The organism is Bacillus sp. FSL R5-0709, from assembly GCF_038004785.1.
In the GTDB taxonomy this organism is placed as follows: domain Bacteria; phylum Bacillota; class Bacilli; order Bacillales; family Bacillaceae_G; genus Bacillus_A; species Bacillus_A mycoides.
Genome location: NZ_JBBORT010000001.1, coordinates 4,989,229 through 5,011,594, shown reverse-complemented (window position 1 = coordinate 5,011,594; position 22,366 = coordinate 4,989,229). Strand labels below are relative to the sequence as shown.

General features: G+C 32.3%; 17 protein-coding genes. 15 read left to right on the top strand and 2 right to left on the bottom strand.

Annotated elements, in window-relative coordinates; all coding sequences use genetic code 11:
• Nucleotides 1-37 precede the first annotated feature (37 nt).
• The 8 genes from MKX37_RS25830 (at nucleotide 38) to MKX37_RS25795 (ending at nucleotide 13,918) form a co-directional block, all read left to right on the top strand.
• Nucleotides 38-2,761, top strand: a complete 2,724-nt coding sequence (locus MKX37_RS25830; RefSeq protein ID WP_078421805.1) for a bifunctional glycosyltransferase/CDP-glycerol:glycerophosphate glycerophosphotransferase — start codon at nucleotides 38-40, stop codon at nucleotides 2,759-2,761.
• Between the two features lie 4 nt (nucleotides 2,762-2,765).
• Nucleotides 2,766-3,953, top strand: coding sequence for a glycosyltransferase family 2 protein (locus MKX37_RS25825; protein ID WP_078421806.1), 1,188 nt, complete (start codon nucleotides 2,766-2,768; stop codon nucleotides 3,951-3,953).
• Nucleotides 3,916-6,072 carry a CDP-glycerol glycerophosphotransferase family protein gene (locus MKX37_RS25820; protein WP_254865748.1) on the top strand — a complete coding sequence of 719 codons (2,157 nt, stop codon included), beginning with the start codon at nucleotides 3,916-3,918 and terminating at the stop codon, nucleotides 6,070-6,072. The genes MKX37_RS25825 and MKX37_RS25820 overlap by 38 nt, the downstream gene beginning before the upstream one ends.
• 115 nt (nucleotides 6,073-6,187) lie before the next feature.
• Nucleotides 6,188-7,837, top strand: a complete 1,650-nt coding sequence (locus MKX37_RS25815; protein ID WP_078421807.1) for a DUF6270 domain-containing protein — start codon at nucleotides 6,188-6,190, stop codon at nucleotides 7,835-7,837.
• A 39-nt stretch (nucleotides 7,838-7,876) separates the two neighbouring features.
• Nucleotides 7,877-9,160 (top strand): nucleotide sugar dehydrogenase, encoded by a 1,284-nt coding sequence (locus MKX37_RS25810; protein WP_078421808.1) that lies wholly within the window; start codon nucleotides 7,877-7,879, stop codon nucleotides 9,158-9,160.
• Nucleotides 9,157-9,963 carry an ABC transporter permease gene (locus tag MKX37_RS25805; RefSeq protein WP_060749209.1) on the top strand — a complete coding sequence of 269 codons (807 nt, stop codon included), beginning with the start codon at nucleotides 9,157-9,159 and terminating at the stop codon, nucleotides 9,961-9,963. Before MKX37_RS25810 ends, MKX37_RS25805 begins: the two co-directional genes overlap by 4 nt.
• Before the next feature lie 15 nt (nucleotides 9,964-9,978).
• On the top strand, nucleotides 9,979-11,634 hold the full coding sequence (tagH, locus tag MKX37_RS25800) for a teichoic acids export ABC transporter ATP-binding subunit TagH (RefSeq protein WP_078421809.1): 1,656 nt from the start codon (nucleotides 9,979-9,981) through the stop codon (nucleotides 11,632-11,634).
• A gap of 226 nt (nucleotides 11,635-11,860) precedes the next feature.
• Nucleotides 11,861-13,918, top strand: coding sequence for a DUF6270 domain-containing protein (locus MKX37_RS25795; protein ID WP_078421810.1), 2,058 nt, complete (start codon nucleotides 11,861-11,863; stop codon nucleotides 13,916-13,918).
• 125 nt (nucleotides 13,919-14,043) lie between these two features.
• On the opposite strand, the gene MKX37_RS25790 is transcribed toward MKX37_RS25795, so the two are convergent.
• The gene (locus tag MKX37_RS25790; protein WP_262449349.1) at nucleotides 14,044-14,169 is read right to left on the bottom strand and encodes a hypothetical protein; all 126 of its coding nucleotides are present in this window, start codon (nucleotides 14,167-14,169) and stop codon (nucleotides 14,044-14,046) included.
• Nucleotides 14,170-14,727: 558 nt separating this feature from the next.
• Between MKX37_RS25790 and galU the strand changes: the two genes are divergently transcribed.
• Nucleotides 14,728-15,609 (top strand): UTP--glucose-1-phosphate uridylyltransferase GalU, encoded by an 882-nt coding sequence (galU, locus tag MKX37_RS25785; protein ID WP_078421811.1) that lies wholly within the window; start codon nucleotides 14,728-14,730, stop codon nucleotides 15,607-15,609.
• 55 nt (nucleotides 15,610-15,664) lie between these two features.
• Here the strand turns inward: galU and MKX37_RS25780 are convergent, their stop codons facing one another.
• Nucleotides 15,665-16,108 carry a CoxG family protein gene (locus MKX37_RS25780; protein WP_078421813.1) on the bottom strand — a complete coding sequence of 148 codons (444 nt, stop codon included), beginning with the start codon at nucleotides 16,106-16,108 and terminating at the stop codon, nucleotides 15,665-15,667.
• 508 nt (nucleotides 16,109-16,616) lie between these two features.
• Here MKX37_RS25780 and fabZ point away from each other — a divergent pair.
• The 6 genes from fabZ to MKX37_RS25750 all read left to right on the top strand — a co-directional run bounded on the left by fabZ (nucleotide 16,617) and on the right by MKX37_RS25750 (nucleotide 22,360).
• Complete coding sequence (gene fabZ / locus MKX37_RS25775; protein WP_000884318.1) at nucleotides 16,617-17,051, top strand: 3-hydroxyacyl-ACP dehydratase FabZ; 435 nt, start codon at nucleotides 16,617-16,619, stop codon at nucleotides 17,049-17,051.
• A 170-nt stretch (nucleotides 17,052-17,221) separates the two neighbouring features.
• Nucleotides 17,222-18,133, top strand: coding sequence for a polyisoprenyl-teichoic acid--peptidoglycan teichoic acid transferase TagU (gene tagU / locus MKX37_RS25770; protein WP_002089694.1), 912 nt, complete (start codon nucleotides 17,222-17,224; stop codon nucleotides 18,131-18,133).
• 233 nt (nucleotides 18,134-18,366) lie between these two features.
• A complete protein-coding gene (locus MKX37_RS25765; RefSeq protein ID WP_002167361.1) occupies nucleotides 18,367-19,038 on the top strand; it encodes a response regulator transcription factor in 672 nt (223 codons plus the stop codon).
• An 11-nt stretch (nucleotides 19,039-19,049) separates the two neighbouring features.
• Entirely contained in the window at nucleotides 19,050-20,480 is a 1,431-nt protein-coding gene (locus MKX37_RS25760) for a HAMP domain-containing sensor histidine kinase (protein WP_033731113.1), read from the top strand.
• A 66-nt stretch (nucleotides 20,481-20,546) separates the two neighbouring features.
• Nucleotides 20,547-21,329 carry a DUF3919 family protein gene (locus MKX37_RS25755; RefSeq protein WP_012262015.1) on the top strand — a complete coding sequence of 261 codons (783 nt, stop codon included), beginning with the start codon at nucleotides 20,547-20,549 and terminating at the stop codon, nucleotides 21,327-21,329.
• A complete protein-coding gene (locus MKX37_RS25750; RefSeq protein WP_002130009.1) occupies nucleotides 21,326-22,360 on the top strand; it encodes an ABC transporter substrate-binding protein in 1,035 nt (344 codons plus the stop codon). Before MKX37_RS25755 ends, MKX37_RS25750 begins: the two co-directional genes overlap by 4 nt.
• The last annotated feature ends 6 nt before the right edge of the window (nucleotides 22,361-22,366 follow it).

Sequence of the window (22,366 nt, the reverse complement as noted above, 5' to 3'; positions counted from 1 at the left end):
GTTACCATATGAACTAAAAGATGGGAATGAGAGTTTCTTGAAGAAAGCGAAGCTAAGTGTAGTAATTACGAATTATAATAAGGAAAAATATTTAGCCCAGTGTTTACAATCTGTTATCGAGCAGACATTAAAGGGGATCGAAATTATTGTTGTTGATGATGGTTCAACAGATAATAGTATGACAGTATTGAGGCAGTGTGAAAAGCAATATAATAATTTGAAAGTTTATAAGCAACAGAATGCTGGTGTGAGTGCTGCACGTAATACAGGATTGCAAAAAGCAAATGGGGAATATGTTACATTTTTAGATGCAGATGATTATGTACATTTAGCTGGATACGAGGAAATGTATGAGGTTGCCAGCGAAAATAATGCAGATATGGTTATTGCCAATATTATTTGTTTTAATGAATATAAAAATTGGCCACTTTCATACATGAAAAAATTATTTGATAAGAAACTGCCGTTAATTAGGAATGTTGCGACAAACTTAGAATTACATTTCACTCCATCCACAAGCAATAAGATATTTAAAAGAGAAATGTGTATCATCAATGGTATTCATTTTGATGAAGATCTTTGGGTAGGAGAGGACTTGTTATTTACACAAAAATGTTTGCTGGTTGCAGAAACAGTAATCGTACGCGATATACCGCTGCTTTATTATAGAATAGTAGATAATGGTGGTAATAACCTATCTAAAAAAACAACGATTACGTTCTTTAATCAGTTAGTTATATTACAAATGAAATTAACGGTCCTGTATAGAGAGAAAGAAAGAGTTCCGTTAATTCATACTATCGAGGCAAGACAATGGAAGTTCTTTGTGGATTCCATTGTTTTAAAGGGAAAAAATTTTTCAAGTGAAAAGCTTTTAGAAGTCATTCAATTAGGAAATAAGTTTCTATCAAACCTAGTTAGTTTAAAGCATGTAGAGAATTTTAATGTGCGTGATAAATTAATAACTGAAATGATAAAAGAAAATGATTGTATAAGTTTAGAAAAATTATTAAGTATTATTCAGGATGAATTGATTTCAAAAGAACATATATACGATAATGAAAAATATTATTATTTTTATTATCAATTTTTCCCTCGATATAAAGAATTATTGCAAGTTAATAATTTAACCGTAGTTCATAAAATTGAAGGAATAAAACTTCGTAAAGAGGTTCTTACAATTAGTGGATATGCATTTGTTGAAAATATATCGACCAAAAAAATAAAAAAAGAATTGGTATTTTATAAAGAAGGAACTACTAAAACAATCCAACTAAAAAACTCCTTACGTACCGATATATCATACTTATTTTCTAACAACACAATTGACTATAATGATGCGGGATTTGGAACAATAGAAGTCAATGTAAGAGATTTGTTAGAAGAGGGAGAATGGAGAATATCAATACGCCTCAGCATAGGGAATACTGTTGTTGAAGAACCGCTAAGGGTTCTGTTAGCACAGTTACGCAATAATACAAAGTATCAAAATGTAAATTCATTGGATATTAAAGTGCTATATAAAAATAGTGAAGCTACAATTCAGATTCGTAAGTCTAACTATATGAAGAGAATGATGAGTACATATAGTGAAATTAAGAGAGCAATCCGTTATGATGTAGGTTTATTTAAACGGAAAAATTATGAAACGTTACTTGCAATTATATCCTATAAATTATTTGGAGCATATTTTCGTAGAAAGAGGATATGGTTAATTGGTGAAAGACAAGATACAGCGCAAGATAATTCTTATCACTTATTTACGTATATTCGAAAGAAACATCCTGATGTTCCAGTTTTTTATATTATTAATAAGGAAAGTAATGACTATAAAAACATCAAAGGATTAGGTAATATAATCCAATTCGGAAGTTTTAAACATACATTCTATTTGTTAATCTGTAATAAAACGATTAATAGTTATTCAGAAACAGCAAATATGTATACGGATGATTATAAGCATATTTTAAAGTACTATCCAGAATGGCAGCAAAACAAGAAGATTTTTATTCAACATGGTGTTATAGGGGTTAGTCGTGTAAATCATGTGTTAAATAAAAATCGAATGGGCTATTCTCTATTTGCTGTGTCCTCACAGTTTGAAAAGGATCATATCGTCAAAGAATTTGGATATGAGGAAGACGAAGTAATTGTAACGGGGCTTGCACGTTGGGATGCCTTGAAAGATGAGAGTAAAGGGAATGAAATTTTACTCATGCCAACTTGGAGAAGTTGGATTAAAACGAAAGACCAGCTAATGCAATCTAAGTACTGGCAGACATATATGTCATTTTTACAAAGTAAAGAACTTCATCAGATATTAGAAGAACAAGATATGACATTAACTTTCTTTCCGCATTACCAGACTCAAAAATTTGGTGCAGAAACGCCTGTATTTCATGAACGAATCAAGGTCATGAAACAAGATGAAGAAACAGTGCAAAGCCTATTAAAGCGACATTCTTTACTAATTACAGATTATTCTACAGTTTCATTTGATTTTGCTTATATGAATAAACCTGTTGTTTTTTTTCAGTTTGATTATGATGAATTTTATTCTAAACATTATAACGAAGGTCCGATTGATCATAAGATTGGGCTATTTGGAGAAAGGGTAGAAAGGGCAGAGGAGCTTCATCCTTTATTAATTAAGTTTGTGGATTTGTCGAAAAACCCCAATTTGGATAGGGCAGATAAGTATATTGTTAAGTTGAAGGCATCGCATTGTCAAGCGTTATTTACAAGGATAAAAGGGGTGTAAGGACTTGAAAAAACCATTAATTTCGGTAATATTGCCGATATATAACGTAGAAATGTATATTGCAGAGTGTTTAGATTCTTTAGTTGATCAAGCAATTGGTGTAGAGAATTTAGAAGTTATTATGGTGAATGATTGTTCCACGGATGGTACTGGAAAGATTTTAGATCAATATGCTTTGAAGTATGATAATTTCAAAGTTATACATCTAGAAAAAAACTGTGGTGCACCTGGAAAACCAAGAAATATTGGTATTGATCTTGCGAGAGGTAAATATTTAATATTTATGGATCCAGATGATTATGTACCATCAGACGCATATGAAACCTTATTTAATATAGCGGAAGAATATAAATCAGATTTTGTTATGGGAAAAATGGAAAGTTTTAATGATAGTGATGGTTCAACATTTCAACATTCAACATTTAAACATTACCTTTTACAAAAACCATATTTTAATACTAATACAGAAATTTCCCCGTTCTTTTTACAGGTGAAAACAGCTATTACTTTAAAGTTAGTGAGAACTTCATTCGTTAGACAGAATAAGATTTCTTTCATTGAAGGAATGCGAAATGGAGAAGACAAGTTTTATGATATACAGTTATTTGCAAAAGCAAAGAAATTTAGTTATATTCCTAAAAATGTTTATCGATATAGAGCACGTGATGACGATAATAATTTATCTTTAACACAACAAGACATCATGACATCAGTTACTAATGATGTACATTCTGCAGAAGTAATTAAAACTAAGTTAAATAAAAAAGAATACAGCTATTTTCAAGTAAATGCTTTGAGATCTATTTTGTGGAAAGTTTGCGATCCGGACTTCAATAAATTACCGATTCAACAAAAAAAAGAACTTATAAATTTAATTAAAGGCGTAGTGGATGACTACGATGTAGAAATAACAAGAAAATACTTAGTATGGGAAGAATCTTTGTTGAGTTTAATTACTAAAGGTCATATAGAGACAGCGTTAGAATATAATAGCATGTTAATTTCAAGAAGATGGTGGTTGAAACAAGGGAATGAGTTACAGCAAAGATATAGAAAGCAGAGTTTTATTCGCAATAGTTTTTCTTGGAAGATTACTAAATATCTTAGAAATAAGAATTTCAAAGTGAAAGATGTTATAAAAAGGAGATTTATGAATGAAGCTAAGCGTAGTGACACAATTACAAACTCATGATGAAACGGTAATTAAACAAGCATTCGACTTATTGCAGAAACAGACCATTAATGTTAAGAATTTCGAATTGGTTATTTTTTGTAATAATGAAAGCACTACCCAAGAAATGGTTGAATATATAGAAACCCTAAAGGGAAATTATAAAATGAATATCCTGCTCAAAGAAGATATTGAGATTAATGAGTTAAAAGGGGAATACGTTACTTTCTTTGATTTTTATGATAAGTTTAGGCCTAATGTATATGGATTGCTATATGATGCTGCCAAAAAGAAGGATTTAGATTTTATAGCAGCTTGTTTAGAAAAAAAATCCCAAGATAATTTGATCAATAAAGAAAATATACTGCATAGTAATTTTAATACGATTACTACATTAAAGTTAATAAAAAAGGAAGTTTTATTAAAGCATGGAATAAGTTTTATTTCAAAGATAAGTTCAGCTAATATTAGATATTTAGATTTTAATTTATATTTATCAAATCTTCGTTATGAGTTTGCGAATGAAATAAAATATAAAAATAAAACACCATTTAATGAAGAGTATGTAATAAATTCTATACACGATGTAGACTATATTGTAGATGTTTTAATAAGTAACTATGGACAAGATTTTAATAAGGATATAAAGGTTATACTCTTTAAGAAAATTTTGAGTTTAATAGATAAAAATACCTTTTTAAATCAAATAGAAAAAAGATATCAAAATAAATTATTGGATACATTGAAGAAAATTCTGTATATTTCAGACGAAGCTATTTATGAAGGTAATGAAGGATATAGCACCTTTTTAGATCTTGTAAACTTAAATTTATATGAAGAAGCAATTCAGTATATGCAAATTTTTAGAAGTCGACGATATTGGTATAATCAATCTCAAAAATTTGAGAATTACTTTGAAAAAAATCCGCATGATTTAGAAGAGTCCTTATCATGGAGAATTACGAAGCCGATTAGAGGAATCAAAGATAAGTTTGACTATATTAAGGGATCTTTATATAAATTCTTTATTCTCTTATTAAGCTTATTTGTACGCTTAAAAGTTGGTGGGAAACAAATTTGGTTAGTTGGAGAACGTGAAGATCAAGCTGAAGATAATGGATATTTCTTCTTCAAGTATTGTCGAGAAAACTATCCATCGCAAAAAGTATATTATGTGATTAATCAGGATTCACCCCACTTAAATAAAGTGGAGAAATACGGTAATGTCATATATCATTCATCTCTTAAGCATAAAGTTTATATGCTAGCCGCGAGTACTTATATTAGTGCATGGGTGTTTGAAGAGTGCTCATATCCCAGACAAAAACAAGAGTTTATTAGATGGTTTGGTAAAAGTGTTTCTAAAAAAAGTAATATTTGTTTGCAGCATGGTGTGATTATTCACAATATTGCTCCGTATTTAAGTAAAGAAAGATATAAGCAAGATTTAATTATTTCGAGCTCAGAATATGAAAAGAAAATTATTATGAAAACATTAGGATATCCTGAAGAGGATGTGGCGGTAACTGGACTCGCTAGATTTGATAACCTTTACAAAAGGAAGACAAAGAAACAAATTTTAATTATGCCAACATGGCGTAGACATTTATCAAATGTGAATAAAGTTCAATTTCTACAATCAGATTATTATAAAGCATATAAAGATTTAATTACGAATCAAGAATTTTTAGATCTAATAGAAAAGAAAAATATACCAGTAAAGTTTTATGTTCATAGTCAAATGCAAAAGTTTATGGATGAATTTGTTATAGAGCATCCACAAATAGAATTTCTAGTGAAAAGTAATGCGATTGTATCAGAGTTATTAAAAGAAAGTGCATTGCTAATTACTGATTATTCGTCTGTATCATCAGATTTCTTATATATGGAGAAGCCGGTTATAATGTATCAGTTTGATCCGCATAATAATCACCATGCTCCTTGTGAAGAAATAAAATATAATGAATTAGGCTTTGTTGTTTCTTCTGAAAATGAATTAATTGATCACATGAAAAAAATTATAGATAATAATTTGAAAATCAATAAGAGATATCTAGCAAACTCAAAAAGGATTTTCAAACATAAAGATACCCATAATGCTCAAAGGATTTACAATATAATAAAAGAAAAAACTTCTTAAATAATATGGAGGAACGTGTGTGGGAATCATTGATTCCATATACATTTCTAGAGGGAAGTCAGGAATTGATTTTAAGATAAGCAAATAAATAAAATTTTTTTAGAAAGAGGTATATATGTATAAAGTAAGCAGCTTGAATTTTGACAATAAAAGCGTGGCTATTAAAGTTGTATCTCAAGGAAATGTGGATAAAAATGATGACGTTCGATTGAGTTGTTTTATTCTTAATGAAAAACAATCGCTTATACATGAACATATAGAGAAAATGGCTGTAAGAGAAGAGATGTTTGAGAGTAATATAGAATTTAATACTATTTTACATTTAAATTTATTACTGCAGCAGAGTTATGTAATAAATCTGTTTATAAAAGTAGACGAAAAGTATTATCCTATTCAAATGGATATCTTAGAATTTGGACAACCTAAATATAAAATACCTGTTACAGATACTTTGTATCTAAAACCAAAAAGTAATAAGACATTTTCGTTTATGACCTATCAAATACAAAAAGGCATTAAATTATCAGGTTTTGAAATGAATGAGGATAAGTTAAATATCTCAATTCCTATATTCAAGAAGGAACTAAAAGAACCTGGTAAATATCGGGTTGTGTTTAAAAGAAGAAATGAAGATGAGTATGATGAGCAATTAAAGTGTGAAGTTCAGATCAAAGGGGACACATTGAATTTTCAGAGTACAGTTAAAGAAGTATTTCATAATTTTAGTTTAGATAATGAAACAATTATAGATGTTGTTATAGGGATAGAAGATAATAATGTATATGAAGAGTTTTACTTGGAGGTACCTAATCAAAATTATAGTTATACTAAGGTTAAATTCAATAGTTCTGTTAAACCGTACTTAAATAATAAAGGGTACTTGAGTATTTATACACAAAAAAATGGTGAAGAATTAGATACTAAGAAAGAGTTTGTAACAAATAAAGATTCAAAAGCGGTTACTGTAGCGGTTTTAGGATCTTGTGTAACGAGAGATAATTTTAATAGTAAATTTAATTATGATTATAAACGTTATTATGAATGTATTTTATTGCAAAATCAAACTTCAATTATTAGCTTGCTAGAAAAACCAACAACATTTCCAGTAAATAAAGTTACTGAGCTAAATCAGTGGGATTCTAATGATATGAGGACTGACTTTGAAAAAAGCTTTTTAAATAAATTAGAAGAGCAAAAACCAGATTATCTTATTGTCGACTTTTTTGGTGATGCATTCTTTGGGTGCATGAAGTTTGCTGATACTTATGTTACAAATAATTATTGGAAATTAGGAAAAACGCAATTTTTTAAAGAAATAAAAGATCCACAGTATTTGAATATTATACGAAATACTGAAGAATATCTTGTACTATGGAAAAAAGCAGTTCAGAAGCTGTTTGAAATATTAAAAGAGAAAGTACCTAATTGTAAAATTGTTGTCCACAAGGCGAGATTTGTAGATTCTTATTATGACGAAAATAATCAATTAAAAAGAATGAATCCAAGTATAGATGTGGAGTTGATAAATAAATACTGGAGTATTCTAGATCAGTATGTATTAGAGCAATTTGATGTTCAATATATTGATTTAAATCATAAGAAATATACTGCGTATGAAGGGCATCCGTGGGGGCTGTTCGGTGTTCATTATGATCCTAAATACTATAATGATTTTTTAAATCACTTACATGAAATTGTATTAATAAATTGTCTGGAGAAAATCAAACCAGTGTATAAGAATATTTTTGAAGCTTTAAAGCAATAAATATATTGTTCAATGAAGTACATGGAGATGATATAATCTATGAAAATTTGTGTAATGGGCTTAGGGTATATAGGGCTTCCTACCTCTGCTATGTTTGCAAAGCATGGTGCGGAGGTAGTTGGAGTAGACCTAAGACCAGAAGTAATAAGTAAGTTAAATAGTGGGAAAGCCCACATTCAAGAGCCAGGTTTAGATGAAATTGTAAAAGAAATGGTGGATAAAGGATCACTTCGTGCCTCTTTAACTCCAGAAATGGCAGATGTTTTTATTATTGCTGTACCAACACCTAATAATGAAGATCAATATAAATCTTGTGATTTAACTTATGTTTTAAATGCTATAAAACAAGTACTTCCATATATGAAACCGGGTAATGTAATTATTATTGAGTCTACAATTGCCCCAAGGAGTATGGACAATTATGTGAAACCATTGGTGGAAGAAGCCGGTTTCTCAGCTGGAGAAGATATCTATTTAGTCCATTGTCCAGAAAGAGTACTTCCAGGAAGCATTTTAAAAGAACTAATCTATAATAATCGCATTATAGGAGGAGTGACACCCAATTGTGCTAAAGAAGGTGCAAATGTATATAAGATATTTGTGCAAGGGGAGATAATTACAACAGACGCACGGACAGCTGAAATGTCTAAATTAATGGAGAATACATTCCGGGATGTAAATATTGCACTTTCCAATGAGTTAGCAAAAGTTTGTAACTCATTGGAAATTAATGTACTAGATGTAATTAAGATGGCTAACAAACATCCACGTGTAAATTTACATCAGACAGGTCCAGGTGTAGGTGGTCATTGTTTAGCAGTGGATCCATATTTTATCGTAGCTCAAGAGCCAGAGTTAACGAATATAATTCAAACATCACGTAATACGAATAACTCAATGCCATCTTATGTAGTGGATAGTATTAAAAAGATATTAAAAGACAATATACATTCAAAAATTGCTGTCTTTGGGGTAGCATATAAGGGTAATGTTGATGACATGAGAGAAAGTCCAGCACTTGAGGTTATTGATTTATTAAGGGATACAGGTTTTGATGTTGCGATTTATGATCCATACATTAATAATGAATTTTTTGATGTTTTCACTATAGAAGAAGCTGTAATAGATGCAGACCTTCTCCTCATTTTAACGGATCATAGAGAATTTACAGAGTTAGATTATGATTATTTAGCAAATATGATGAAAAATCCAGTTTTGTTTGATACACGTAATTGTATACGAGAAGGTGAATGTAGTAATATGAAGATTATCAATTTTGGTAATTTATATAGAGCAGTACGGAGAAATGTGAGTGCTATATGAAAGTGATAAGGAATATTGTTCAAGAACAACTGGATAATGTATATTTAATGGCAAGACTTTCTGTGTATGAGTTAAAACAAGCATATGCAGGTAGTGCATTAGGAGTTTTTTGGGTTTTTCTAAATCCTTTAACACAAATTTTTGTTTATTGGTTAGTATTTGGTTTAGGAATTCGTGGAGGGAGGCCCGTAGAAGGTGTTCCCTTCTTTGTTTGGATGATATGTGGAATTATTCCTTGGTTCTTTATTAATGGTTCTATTTTACAAGGATCTAATTCTATTTATGCAAAGCTGAACACAGTTTCGAAAATGAATTTCCCGCTTAGTGTTATTCCAACTTATATAATACTATCTCAATTGTACACACATGCTATTTTACTTGTGGTTTTATTATTGATTGTTGCAGTGACAAAAGGATTAAGTTTTCTTGGAATAGTAGGAGTTTTATACTGTATGTTTTCGGCATTCTTCTTTTTAGTGTCTTTAGCATTTATTACATCAACTTTATCAACTATTTTGAGAGATATTCATTTATTTATACAGTCGGCTACGCGTATGTTATTTTACTTAACACCTGTTTTGTGGAAACCAAGTGAAAATATGGCATGGATATTTATGTTTTTAATGAAAACAAATCCATTCTATTATATAGTTGAAGGTTACCGCTCTTCACTATTGCATGGTGATATTAGTTTCATATGGTCGATGTATACGTTATATTTTTGGATAATGGCTATTATATTGTTTGTAATCGGATCTGTTTTACATATAAGGTTCCGTAAACAATTTGTTGACTACTTATAAAAGGTGAATGATTCAATGAATTATAAAGTGAAGTTCAAAAGAGTTACAAAAAGGTTTAAGATGTACAATAAATCTTCTGATAAGTTAAAGGATTTATTTATTAAGAGAGAAGATGGTGATTATCACTATGCTTTAAATAAAGTTTCCTTTGAAGTTCCAGAAGGAGAAATTGTTGGAATAGTGGGCTTAAATGGTTCGGGGAAGAGCACGCTATCTAATTTAATTGCCGGTGTTACAATTCCAAATGAAGGTAAAATAGAAGTTGAAGGTTCTGCTGCGCTCATTGCAATTGCATCAGGATTAAATAACCAGTTAACAGGAATTGAAAATATTGAATTAAAAGGTTTAATGATGGGACTTACGAAAGAGAAAATTCGAGAAATTACACCAAAGGTCATTGAATTTGCTGATATTGGAAAATTTATGGGTCAACCTGTAAAAACATATTCAAGTGGAATGAAGTCCAGGATTGGATTTGCAATTTCAGTTCATATTGACCCGGACATTTTGGTAATTGACGAAGCTCTCTCTGTTGGGGATCAAACTTTTACAAAAAAATGTTTAGATAAAATGAATGAATTTAAAGAACAAGGAAAAACGATATTCTTTATTAGTCACTCCTTGTCTCAGGTGCAAAGTTTCTGCACAAAGGCACTGTGGTTACATTATGGACAAATGAAAGAGTATGGAGATGTAAATGAAGTAGTAGGTAATTATAGTGATTTTTTAAAGCGATATAATCAAATGAATACAGAAGAAAAAAAACAGTTACGTCAAGAGCAAACCTTACAATTTCAACATGGTCTATTGCAAGGGAAATCAAAAGAAACAACGCAAGGAGATTGCTATCAAGCAAGAAAGAAACGTCGTAAATTCAAAAAGAAAAGTGGTATATTAGTTGGAGTATGTTTTACTATCAGTATAGGTATAATCGCTACTGGGGTATATTGTAAAGATCTATTTTCACAGATAAAGGTGAGTGAGAATAAAGAAAAAATGGTTCAAAGCAAAAGTACTGGTGAAGATGAAAAAGTTAAGGAACAATCTGCTAAGGATAAAAAGTATATAGTAAATAGTAATAATATTAGTATTCGAAAAGAACCAAGCGAAAGTAGTGAACGATTAGTACTAGCTAATTTTGGAGAGATATTTACTGTTCCTAATCTTACAAAGGATAGCGGGACTAACGATAATTGGATACAAATATTACTTCCTAATGGTGAAACAGGTTGGGTGAGTGCAGAATATGCTACGCCATTTACTTCAAGTTATGTCGCAATGGATGATACAAAATTAGATGAGGTGACATCATTGTTAAACCGTGTATATGGAATGGCTTTAAAAACCGTCCCAACATACTTTGGAAAGACAGTAAATGAGCTCAAAGCTGTATATCCTCGTACGTTAATCTCATCATCAACTAAGCTAGGTAAAACAAACTATAAAGACGGAAATGTGAAGTTTGTTATCGCTCAAGATAAAGTAGTAGAAGTTGTATACGAAGATATTTCAATGTCTTTTGCTAAGTTACGTGAATTACTTGGTAAGGAAATTATAAATAACGATTCCGAAAAAAATTACTTCTTTGAGACAAAAAGTTATTACATTGCAGCACGCTCTGATCAAACACATAAAGAAATTCAATTATTATCAATTATGGTAAAAAAATAGTGCAGATAGTTTAGAGATTTACCTTTTTAGTCGGGTAAATCTCTTTTATTTAAGATATCAGTATAACCAGTTTTAGATATGAATCTCTTAGTAAATGAAGAAATAACAAGTTATTTATATAAACAATAAAGAGAACGATTAGTAAATAATAGTGTTCACTAAAAAAATCTGGTTAACTATAGTTACAGGGCATATTAATAGCAAATGATGAAGAGAGGGTTTGTACATGGATGTTAAAGTAGATGAAATAGTATATAGGCCTAAACAAGGGAAAATAACAATTATCGGGACCTCTACTATAGAGCAGGGGAAATTTATTCTACGAAAAAAAAGAAATCATCGTGATTTTGAATTTCCTTTAGAATTTGAATTGGAAGCAGATTTTAAAGAAGAAAATTTTCAAATTGATATTGATTTACAACTTATTATAGATAAACAAGGGCTAAATGATGAGGCAACATGGCTAATATGGATGGTTTCTGGAGAAAATGAATGTTTAGTTAAGGTGAATAATAATATTGAAAATAAATTTGAATATTATTATAGTAAAAAAGGTGTTTTTAAACTAGTTCCATACATACCAAAAGATAAAATTTTAGCGTTTTATGTGAGAGGATTGCAACTTAATCCAGTTTTAAAAAATATGGATTACTTAAATGGAAATCTTTCAGCAAACATCTTTTTATCTGGGAAGGATAGTAAGTATTTAAATAAAGAGAAAATAAAGATTGCCTTTAAAAGAAGAAATCAAGTGGGTATGCCTTTCCATGATGTCAGTATAAATATGAATGTCTTACCGATAATAGAGAATACCATATATGTGGAAGTGAATATTTCAGAAAGAGTTCCGCTCATTAATAAAGATAAGGAAATATGTTGGGATGTTTTGTTAGGTGTATATAATGAAGAAGAAACTGAAGGCTATACTTTCCCTTTACAAGTCGAAAGTTCATTAAAAAAGCAAGTCTTTAGATATACGCAACTTAAAGAGAATAATTTCTTCTACACTAGACCTTATATTACCGGTGATAATCGATTAGCAATTTACCAATCAGATATGGTTAATAGAGTTCAACTAGAAGAAGTAGTGGATAATAATGAATTCATAAACTTTGTCTTAGGATTGGAATTTGTTAGTAAAAGGGAATTATCAGAAGCTAACCTAGTCATCAAGAGAAGAGAACAAGTTGGCAGTGGTTTTGAATATTATGCAGAAACGCTGTATAAATTAGAAAATAAGAACGGAAATTTTACTGTTCAAATTAACAAAAAGGACATATTAAATAAACATATTCTAAGGGATAAAGAAGTCTGGGATTGCTTTGTAAGGTTTAAAACAGATAAGAATAATGAAAGTGATTTGCAGCTTGATGTTTCAAAAGAACTTAAAAATGAGTTTTCATATTTTGATATAAAGTCTATAGATAAAGATATGAAGGCCAAGTTGTTTATAAATGGTTTATCTAAGCTTTCTTTATACATTGCGGAGGATAAGAATACAAATAAAGATGCTGTTAAGATGGCTGTATTGGGAACATGCTTTAGTAGAAATGCATTCAATTCAAGTTCATATTTTAATCCTAATTACAAAAAAATATATAATTGTGTTTATACACAATTTCATTCTTCTATAATTAGTCTTGTTTCAAATCCAGTTCCATTAAATGTTGAAGAATTAACAGGTGTTAGAGAGAACGATAAAAACTTTGTTGCAGTTGATTTTGATAAAAGTTTTTTTGATAAATTAAAAGAATCACAGGCTGATTATTTGCTCTTGGATCTTTATTCGGATGCATCTAAGGCTATATTGAAATTCCATGATGACAGGTATGTTAGTTGTAGTTATATACTGGAAGACAGTAGTTATATCAATCAAGTAGAAAATGTAGAAGTTATAGGTCATTCAAATCAGGAAAGATATTTCGATATTTGGAAAGATGCAGTTGAAAGGTTTATTAAAAAATTAACAGAGATATTACCAGAGGACAGGATTATCTTAAATAAAGGAAGATTTACTCCTACATATTTTGATAGAAATAGAGAGATTAAGTCATTTTCAGATCCGCAATTGATCCGTAGAAATAATTATTTTTGGGATAAACTTGATAATTATTTTATGTATCGTATGCCAGGTGCAAAAGTTATAGATCTAACTGATACAAGTTATATCGGGGATGCGACATATCCGTTTGGTACATCCTTCTCTCATTATGAATCGGGATATTACAAGGAATTTTTGAATCGCCTAAACAACTTGGTTATTCCGGAACAATTAAATAAATAGTATTAGTCAAGTTCAGTGCTAGGTTATCATTCGATCACTCTATTTGAAAAATTTGTAATTAAAAGCCGTTGAAAAGATTATTCCAACGGCTTTTGTGTATTAAAATATATGAGAAGTGAGATGAATCAATGATAGTTTCCTGCTAAATTGTTAGCAATTGCTTCTGTTAATCGTTTCGTCATTTTTGGAACAAAAGCTTCCATTGCCCCATTGAAAGCAAAAGCTCCTTTACCATGTGCTTTTAATTCCAATTCGCTTGTTATTCTTGTTTTGGATGAATCAACGGCTTCAGCACGAAAGAATCCGTTGCCCACCAATTTTTTGTTGGAGAAGCAATTGTAAAAATTATTTTATCATGCTCTTGCCATTCTGTAATTTTAACATTTAAGTTAATATATCTTTTTACTACTCCTAAATCACCGTGTAAACGCCAGGTCGAGTGGTGGTCATCAATAATTTTATGTGTAACGTAACCTGTAATTAGTGGTGCCCAATTATCTATATCGCTAATTATTATTAGTAAGGTACAAATTTCTCTTCTCTTACGAACTACGGTGATATTTTAAAAGTGATTGAGAAAAATTTTAAAAAAATTTAACACAAGATTAAGTGTTTGATATGCAAAAGAATTATAAAGAAGCCGCTTGTTAATAAAGTAAGAGATTTTTTCTGAGTAATCGTTAGAAAAAGAAGGATATATCCATTTTATTTACAAATTAGTCAGAAGTTTATTAATAATTCGTTAAGAAGATAAATTTGTTGAAAGTTGTATAATTAGAGAGAAATATTATGAGGTAGGGTGATTATTTTTGAAGAGAGTAAAAAAAGCTATTATCCCAGCAGCAGGATTAGGAACTCGTTTTCTACCAGCAACTAAAGCAATGCCAAAGGAAATGTTACCAATTGTTGATAAACCAACAATACAATACATTGTGGAAGAAGCAATTGAATCAGGAATTGAAGACATTATTATTGTAACTGGAAAAGGAAAGCGCGCTATCGAAGATCACTTTGATCATTCTTTTGAGTTGGAACAGAACTTACTAGAAAAAGGAAAGCATGAAATTCTCGAGAAGGTACAAGAGTCTTCAAAAATTAACATTCACTATATTCGTCAAAAAGAACCGAAAGGCTTAGGTCATGCTGTATGGTGTGCTCGTAAATTTATTGGTAATGAGCCATTTGCTGTATTGCTTGGGGATGATATTGTACAAGCTGAAACACCATGTTTACGTCAATTAATGGATCAATATGAGGTATCACAATCATCAGTAATTGGTGTTCAAACGGTTCCGGAAACTGAAACTCATCGTTATGGTATTATTGACCCGCTAGTACAAAAAGACCGTAGTTATCAAGTAAGTAAATTTGTAGAAAAGCCAGCTAAAGGAACAGCACCATCCAATTTAGCAATTATGGGACGCTATGTATTAACACCTGAGATCTTCACGTTCCTAGAAGACCAACAAACAGGAGCAGGTGGCGAAATTCAGTTGACGGATGCTATTCAGCGTTTAAATGAGATACAAAGAGTGTTTGCTTATGACTTCGAAGGAAAGCGCTATGACGTTGGAGAGAAGCTTGGATTTATTCAGACAACGATTGAAATGGCTTTACAACATGATGAGTTAAAGAATGAATTATTAGGTTATATGGAAAATTTATTAAAAAAAGAAATGGTTCATAATTAACTTTCATATGAAACATCCCGGGGATTTATTTGCAAATAAATTCCCGGGATGTTTTTTATAATTGTTTCATTAATTCATCCGCCATTTTTTTAGAAAGTTGCTTTGTCATTTTAGGAACAAATGGTTTTATGGCTCCGTTAAAAATAAAGGCCCCTTTACCAGTTGTTTGTATTTCCAACTGACTTGTTACCTTTGTAGTAGAGGGAGAGGTTGATTCAGCATGAAAAAAGCCGCTGCCAATCAATTTCTTGGTTGGCGAAGTCATTGTAAAGCTAATTTTATCTGGCATTTGCCATTCACTAATTTCGACGTTTAGACTAACGTCTCGTTTAATAAATCCCAAATCGCCGTGCAAACGCCAAGTTGAATGTTTATCATCAATAATCTTATGTTTAACATAGCCTGTAACTAGTGGAGCCCAATTGTTTATATTACTAACAAAGCTCCAAATTTGATCTGGGGAAGCCTTTAATTCTATAGTATGTATACCTTTTGCCATTTGTCAGTTCCTTTCTAAAAATAAAGGTATTTGAAGTTGAATAATTAGGTCAAAACATTGTATTCATTTTATCATAATATAAAGATGATATTTCTATTACAAGATATTTTTATTTTCATTTTGAAATTTTTTATTAAAATTCATATTTCTAAATATCACATTTAAGAGAATGTAAGGAAAATAGAGAAATCCTAAGTAAAATTAGGGAATTAATACGAAAAAGGTCGAAAATTAGGTTTTTATTTCTGATTTTTGTCATATATAATAAATCATGAATACGACATTAAGGCTTAATATATTTGATATAATTTGCCTTTCCCTAACTTGGGTATACACTCTTTTCAACCTCCGTGTCAGTAATAATATATATTGAAAAGAGTGTATACATTTTTTTATTTGGAGGAAGAATTTTGAAGATGTTTTTTCTAATGACAAATAAGGGCTAAAATGGGATAATGATAGTATAACTTCTGGTGGTATGACCAATTTTGTTTAAGGAGAGAAGTGTATGCTAGATATTCAACAAATTAAAGAAATTATTCCTCACCGCTATCCATTTCTACTTGTGGATAAAGTTTTAGAAGTAGAAGAAGGAAAGCGTGCTATTGGAATAAAAAATGTGACAGCTAATGAAGAATTTTTCAACGGACATTTTCCTGACTATCCTGTAATGCCAGGCGTTTTAATTGTAGAAGCTTTAGCGCAAGTTGGTGCTGTGGCGATGTTAAAAAAAGAAGAAAATCGTGGACGTTTGGCATTTTTTGCTGGTATTGATAACTGCCGTTTCAAACGACAGGTTCGGCCAGGGGATCAGCTTCGTTTAGAAGTCGAAATGACACGTGTACGAGGAGCAATTGGAAAAGGGAAAGCAATTGCCACTGTAGACGGTGAAATCGCGTGTGAGACGGAAATTACGTTTGCGCTTGGTGACAAGAAAGAATAAATATATTAAGATATATGGTAGACAAATAACGATATACAATTGTTATTTGTCTATTTTTTGTGGATTGATATATAATTTAGTTTTATTAAATTGTTTTGTGCTCTGTATAATAGGGTTTATATGTATTGTAAGTTAGGTTGACGATAGGTTTAAGAAGGAAGGTTTAAATAATGAAAAAGAAAATTTTATTTTGGGTACTCGGTATTATTGGAGTACTAATTATAGGCGGAGGAGTTTATGCTTATAATGTATATTCTTCTGTATCTAAGACATTAGAGGAAGTTCATAAACCTCTAAAGCGTGATCAAAACAACAATAAAGTTGGCGAAAAAATTAGTAACGCTGAACCGGTTTCAATTTTATTATTAGGAGCAGATGAGCGCGGTGAGGATAAGGGGCGTTCGGATTCTTTAATGGTTATCACGTTAAATCCTAAAAATAATTCAATGAAAACAGTAAGTATCCCTCGTGATACATACACAGAAATTGTTGGAAAAGGGAAAAGTGATAAAATTAACCATGCGTATGCATTTGGCGGCGTAGATATGTCTGTAGCGACAGTAGAAAAATTCTTGAATGTTCCTATTAATTATTATATTGAAGTGAACATGGAAGGATTTAAAGATATCGTTGATGCAGTTGGTGGGGTAGATGTAAATAATGATTTAGAATTTACGCAGGATGGACATCATTTTGCGAAAGGGAATATTCATTTAACTGGTAATGAGGCTTTAGCATATACACGTATGCGTAAACAAGACCCGCGTGGTGATTTTGGTCGTCAGATGCGCCAGCGTCAAGTAATGCAGGGTGTTATTAAGAAAGGAGCTAGTTTCTCTTCTTTAACAAGCTATGGAGATGTGTTAACAGCAATTCAAAAGAATGTGAAAACAAACTTAACGCAAGATCAAATGTTTGATATGCAAAAGAATTATAAAAACTGCTTGAATAATAGTGAGGACATTCAAATCCCAGGTGACGGTCACAAAGCCGCTGATGGCATTTGGTACTACTATGTTCCAGATGCAGCAAAACAAGATTTAACGAATAAGTTAAAAGCACATCTTGAATTAAATCGGTAATTTTAAATATCCCTTACTATTTGTAAAGGTAGTGAGGGATATTTAGTAATAGCATATTTCTATATCGAGCACGCATGGAATTGGCATCAAAAACAACCGAATGGATATGTTAAATAAATATAAAAAAAGAGAGGGTATCGTCGACAAAATATGTTCGACAATACCCTCTCTTTTTTTGTCTTATTTTTGCTATACTAAACTGTACTATAATACAGGGTGGAAGGAGGAGAATGATGAAAATACTTGTAGTAGATGATGAATCGAGTATTCGTAATTTGATTCGGATGCAGTTAGAGATGGAAGGGTATGAAGTATTGACGGCGGCTGATGGGAGAGAAGCTTTAGAGAGATGGAATGAGCAGCCGGATGTACTTATTTTAGATGTGATGCTTCCTGATACGGATGGGTATGAGTTGTTACGCTTATTCAGAGAGAAGGAGCGTGATATTCCGGTGCTTATGCTGACAGCGAAGAGTCAGATGAATGATAAGTTACTTGGTCTTCAGCTTGGAGCTGATGATTATGTGACGAAGCCTTTTAATTATGCGGAACTTATTCTTCGGGTGAAGAATATGGCGCGGCGCGTGAAGAAGAAGGAGATTCCTTTAAATCATGAGGTGATTGGGGCTGGTGATTTACTTATTTGTCCAAAGGAACGAAAGCTTCATGTGAGTGGGCAGGAGATTCAGTTAACGTACCGAGAGTTTAATTTATGTCAGTTGTTTGTTTCGAATCCGCAGCGTGTATTCATGAGAGATGAGCTATTAGAGAAGGTATGGGGGTTTGAGTATATCGGAAATACGAGAGCGGTTGATATTATGGTGCAAAGGCTTCGAAAGAAACTCGGCGCGAGCGGGGAGTATATTAAGACAATTTATGGTGTGGGGTATAAGCTTGATTGCTAAAAGGTGATGATATGTCTTTAAAACGAAATATGGTGTTTGGAATAGTTGGGTTGTTGATTCCAATTCTTGTTCTTTTGTATGCGGTTGTTTATATTGCACTGGAGAAGAATGTGTATCATAATGCGGCAGATTCCTTAGAAAAGTTAAGTGTGGAAGCGCAAATTTATACGATGAATTATTTAGAGAAAGAAGCAGAAGTAGAGACGCTAGGGCCTAATTCGCTTTTAATTGCTTCGTATTTAGCGAAGCGAATGGATGTCCGGGTGCAGATGATTGGGAAGAATGGAGATGTTGTTGCAGATACACAAAAAGGAGCGTTACTTCATCGGAATATTGACATCGAGAGTTCTTTGAAGGGAAAGAAATCGTATGTTTTCGAGGAGGGAGACCCAGCTCCAATTCTTTTGTTTTCAAGTCCGGTTTATTATGGAAACGATGTCATTGGAAGTATTCGTTTTATAAATGAGTTAACGGATGAGAAGGAAGTTTTAACAAATGTGAGTTGGACGTTTTTAATGACTTCTCTTTGTTTAGTAGCTGCTGGTATTTTCTTTGCGATTCGTTTGGCGAAGTCTCTTCATAAACCAATTGATCAGTTAAGGCAAATGGCATATCGGCTTGCGAATGGAGATTATGAAAGTAAGATTGAGCTGAATGAGTATGTGGAAATTGCGCAGCTTTCAGCGTCCTTTAATGCGATGGCTGATGGGATTGAGCTGCATATTAAGCAGCTGAAGGAAGAGAAAGAGAAACAGAAAGATTTCTTGGACCGCATTACGCATGAGCTGAAAACACCGCTAACAGCGATTATCGGTTATGTGGATTTAATTCCGAAGTTGCAGTCGAAGGAGGATGTGCAGGAGAGCCTCCGTTATGTGTCTGTAGAAAGTGAGCGTCTATTATCACTTGTAGAGGAATTACTTAAGTCTTCAAAGTACGGGAAGAGTACGTTTGAAGTGTCACCTACAGTCGTGAATATTAAAGAATTGGCAGAAGAAGCGGTTTCGATTGTGAAACTTAGGTTGCAGCAGTTTGAAATTGAAGTTATGAATGAGTTAACAGAAGTACACGTCGTTGCGGATTTTGATAAGACGAAGCAAATTTTCTTGAATGTGCTTGATAATGCGATTAAATATAGTGATGCTACGCAAGTTCGTATGAATGTAATTATAAATGAGCAGGAAGCGAAAGTTTTTGTTCATGATGATGGTATTGGTATGGATGAAGGTGTGCTTGCAGAATGGAATGAGTCTCCGGAAGGTAAGGTGCTTCCTTCAAGTTACGGGAATGGCTATGGCTTATACATTTGTCAGGAGATTATGAAGAGGCAAGGCGGAAGTATGCGAATTGAGAGTAGTGAAGAAATGGGAACTACAATATGCATTACATTTTTACTCCCGAGACGGATGGAAGACATAAAAAACTTGAAAGCGGTTAAATGATACATTTATGAAACAATTATGCGGTATTTTCGAAACAACGTTTTTTTATCTTGGAGGTAGGCAGAAATGAAAAGGCTATCATTTCAAATTCTTATGTTTGTCTTTTGTATGATCGTTTCTCTTATTTTGTTTTATGTTATTGAGAAGCAAATATATAATCGAATCACAATTGTGGATGACAAACAAGCCGTTTTACAAAGAGTGAATGAATCCCTTCCTACTGAAGTGAAAGTAAGGCATGAGAAGTGGGGAGAAATTGTTGTAACGGATGAAGTTCGTTTGCATACGATTGTTTCATTCTTTGACCGAATTCGAATAGAACCGAGAGAAGCGAGGAATCAAGAACAAGTATTTACTGGAGAAGTAACGTACTTGAATGGACATAAACGTACTTTTGCAGTAGGTGACTTGTTCCAGTACGAGGCTAATATATACGGAAAGAATGGTACGGATCCGATGATCTCAGCATTTCAAACGTATTTGTTAAGTCTGTATTATACACCAGAGCGCATTAGTAATTTCTTTGCGGAGGCAAAGGAAGTTGTAGTGAGGCAAGGGGATGTAATACGTACTATAGATCTTACGCAAATATTTGATTCTATTCGATACGCAAAGCAAATTACAGATTACGGAGAAATTCAGAAATTATTACAATCACAGAATGAGCCGATTGCTTATATTACTGCCTATAAAACAGGCAAACGTGTAAAGAATGAGCGGGAGGATATTCTAACTATTTCTGTGTATCCATCGTACTTTGTTGTGCAATATCTCGGTGATAATAACGGGAATGTCATGTATATGAAGGGCTCCCTAGCAGAATTCCTTGTAAAGGAGAGTGTGTCATGAGAAAGATAGCCTTTTTCTTCTTTTTGCTAGTAATCGGAGGAGCGATGTCTAGTTGCTCTCGAGATACAACCTCTATTAAATATAATAAAAGTGGTCTCCCTATTTTGGATGATCGTCATCTCGTTGCGTATGTAGCAGCCCGCGAGGAAGTTGGTGAAGCTTTGCTTTCGTCATTTTGTAAACAACGCGGGTGTACATATGAATTTATTCGTCTATCGACAGAAGAACTTCTTCGGAGAGTAGAAGAGGAAGCCGGAAATCCGAAGGCGGATATTATTATTGGCGGTACAGTAGATGCGCATCAAATGATGAAGCAAAAGAACCTTTCTATTCCTGTTACGACCCAGCATGCGAATCGTATTTCAAAGACTGTTAAAGATAAAGATGGTTATTGGTACGGTTATGAAGTGGAGAAACTGGCAATCGCGATTAATAAAGAGCGGTGGAATGAAGAAATAGCGCCGCTCGGTCTTCCATATCCATCAAGGTGGCAAGATTTATTAGATCCGGTATATACGGGTAAGATTGCAATGCCTGATCCAAACGTTTCCGGCACAGCATATACTTTGTTTCAATCACTTATTGATACTTTAGGTGAAAGAGAAGCGAAAGAGTATGTTAAGAATCTTGCAAGGCAAGTTGGTGAAGTAACGGTGAATGGTTATATGCCTGCAGAACTGGTTGCGAGCGGTGAATATATGATAGGCATCAATTTTGCGGGAGATCAGAGAATGCTTCAAAAACAAGGCTTTCCTATTTTAAGTAACGAACCTGAGCAAACAGGGTTGTCCGTTAATGCGATTTCGAAACTAAAGCGTGCGCCGAGTGGTATTATTGCGGATTTATTTATTGATTATTGTTTATCGGAAGAAGCGGGGCATATTTTAGAAAAAGTTTCGTTTGGCGTACCAACGATGTTTGCGAAGAATGAGAAAGAAATAGAAGGACAGCCGGTTAGAAGGGCAAACCAAAAAATATCAAATAGCGGAATAATCGAGATATGGAATAGACAGCGTCTCTCTCAGCAGTGAGAAAAG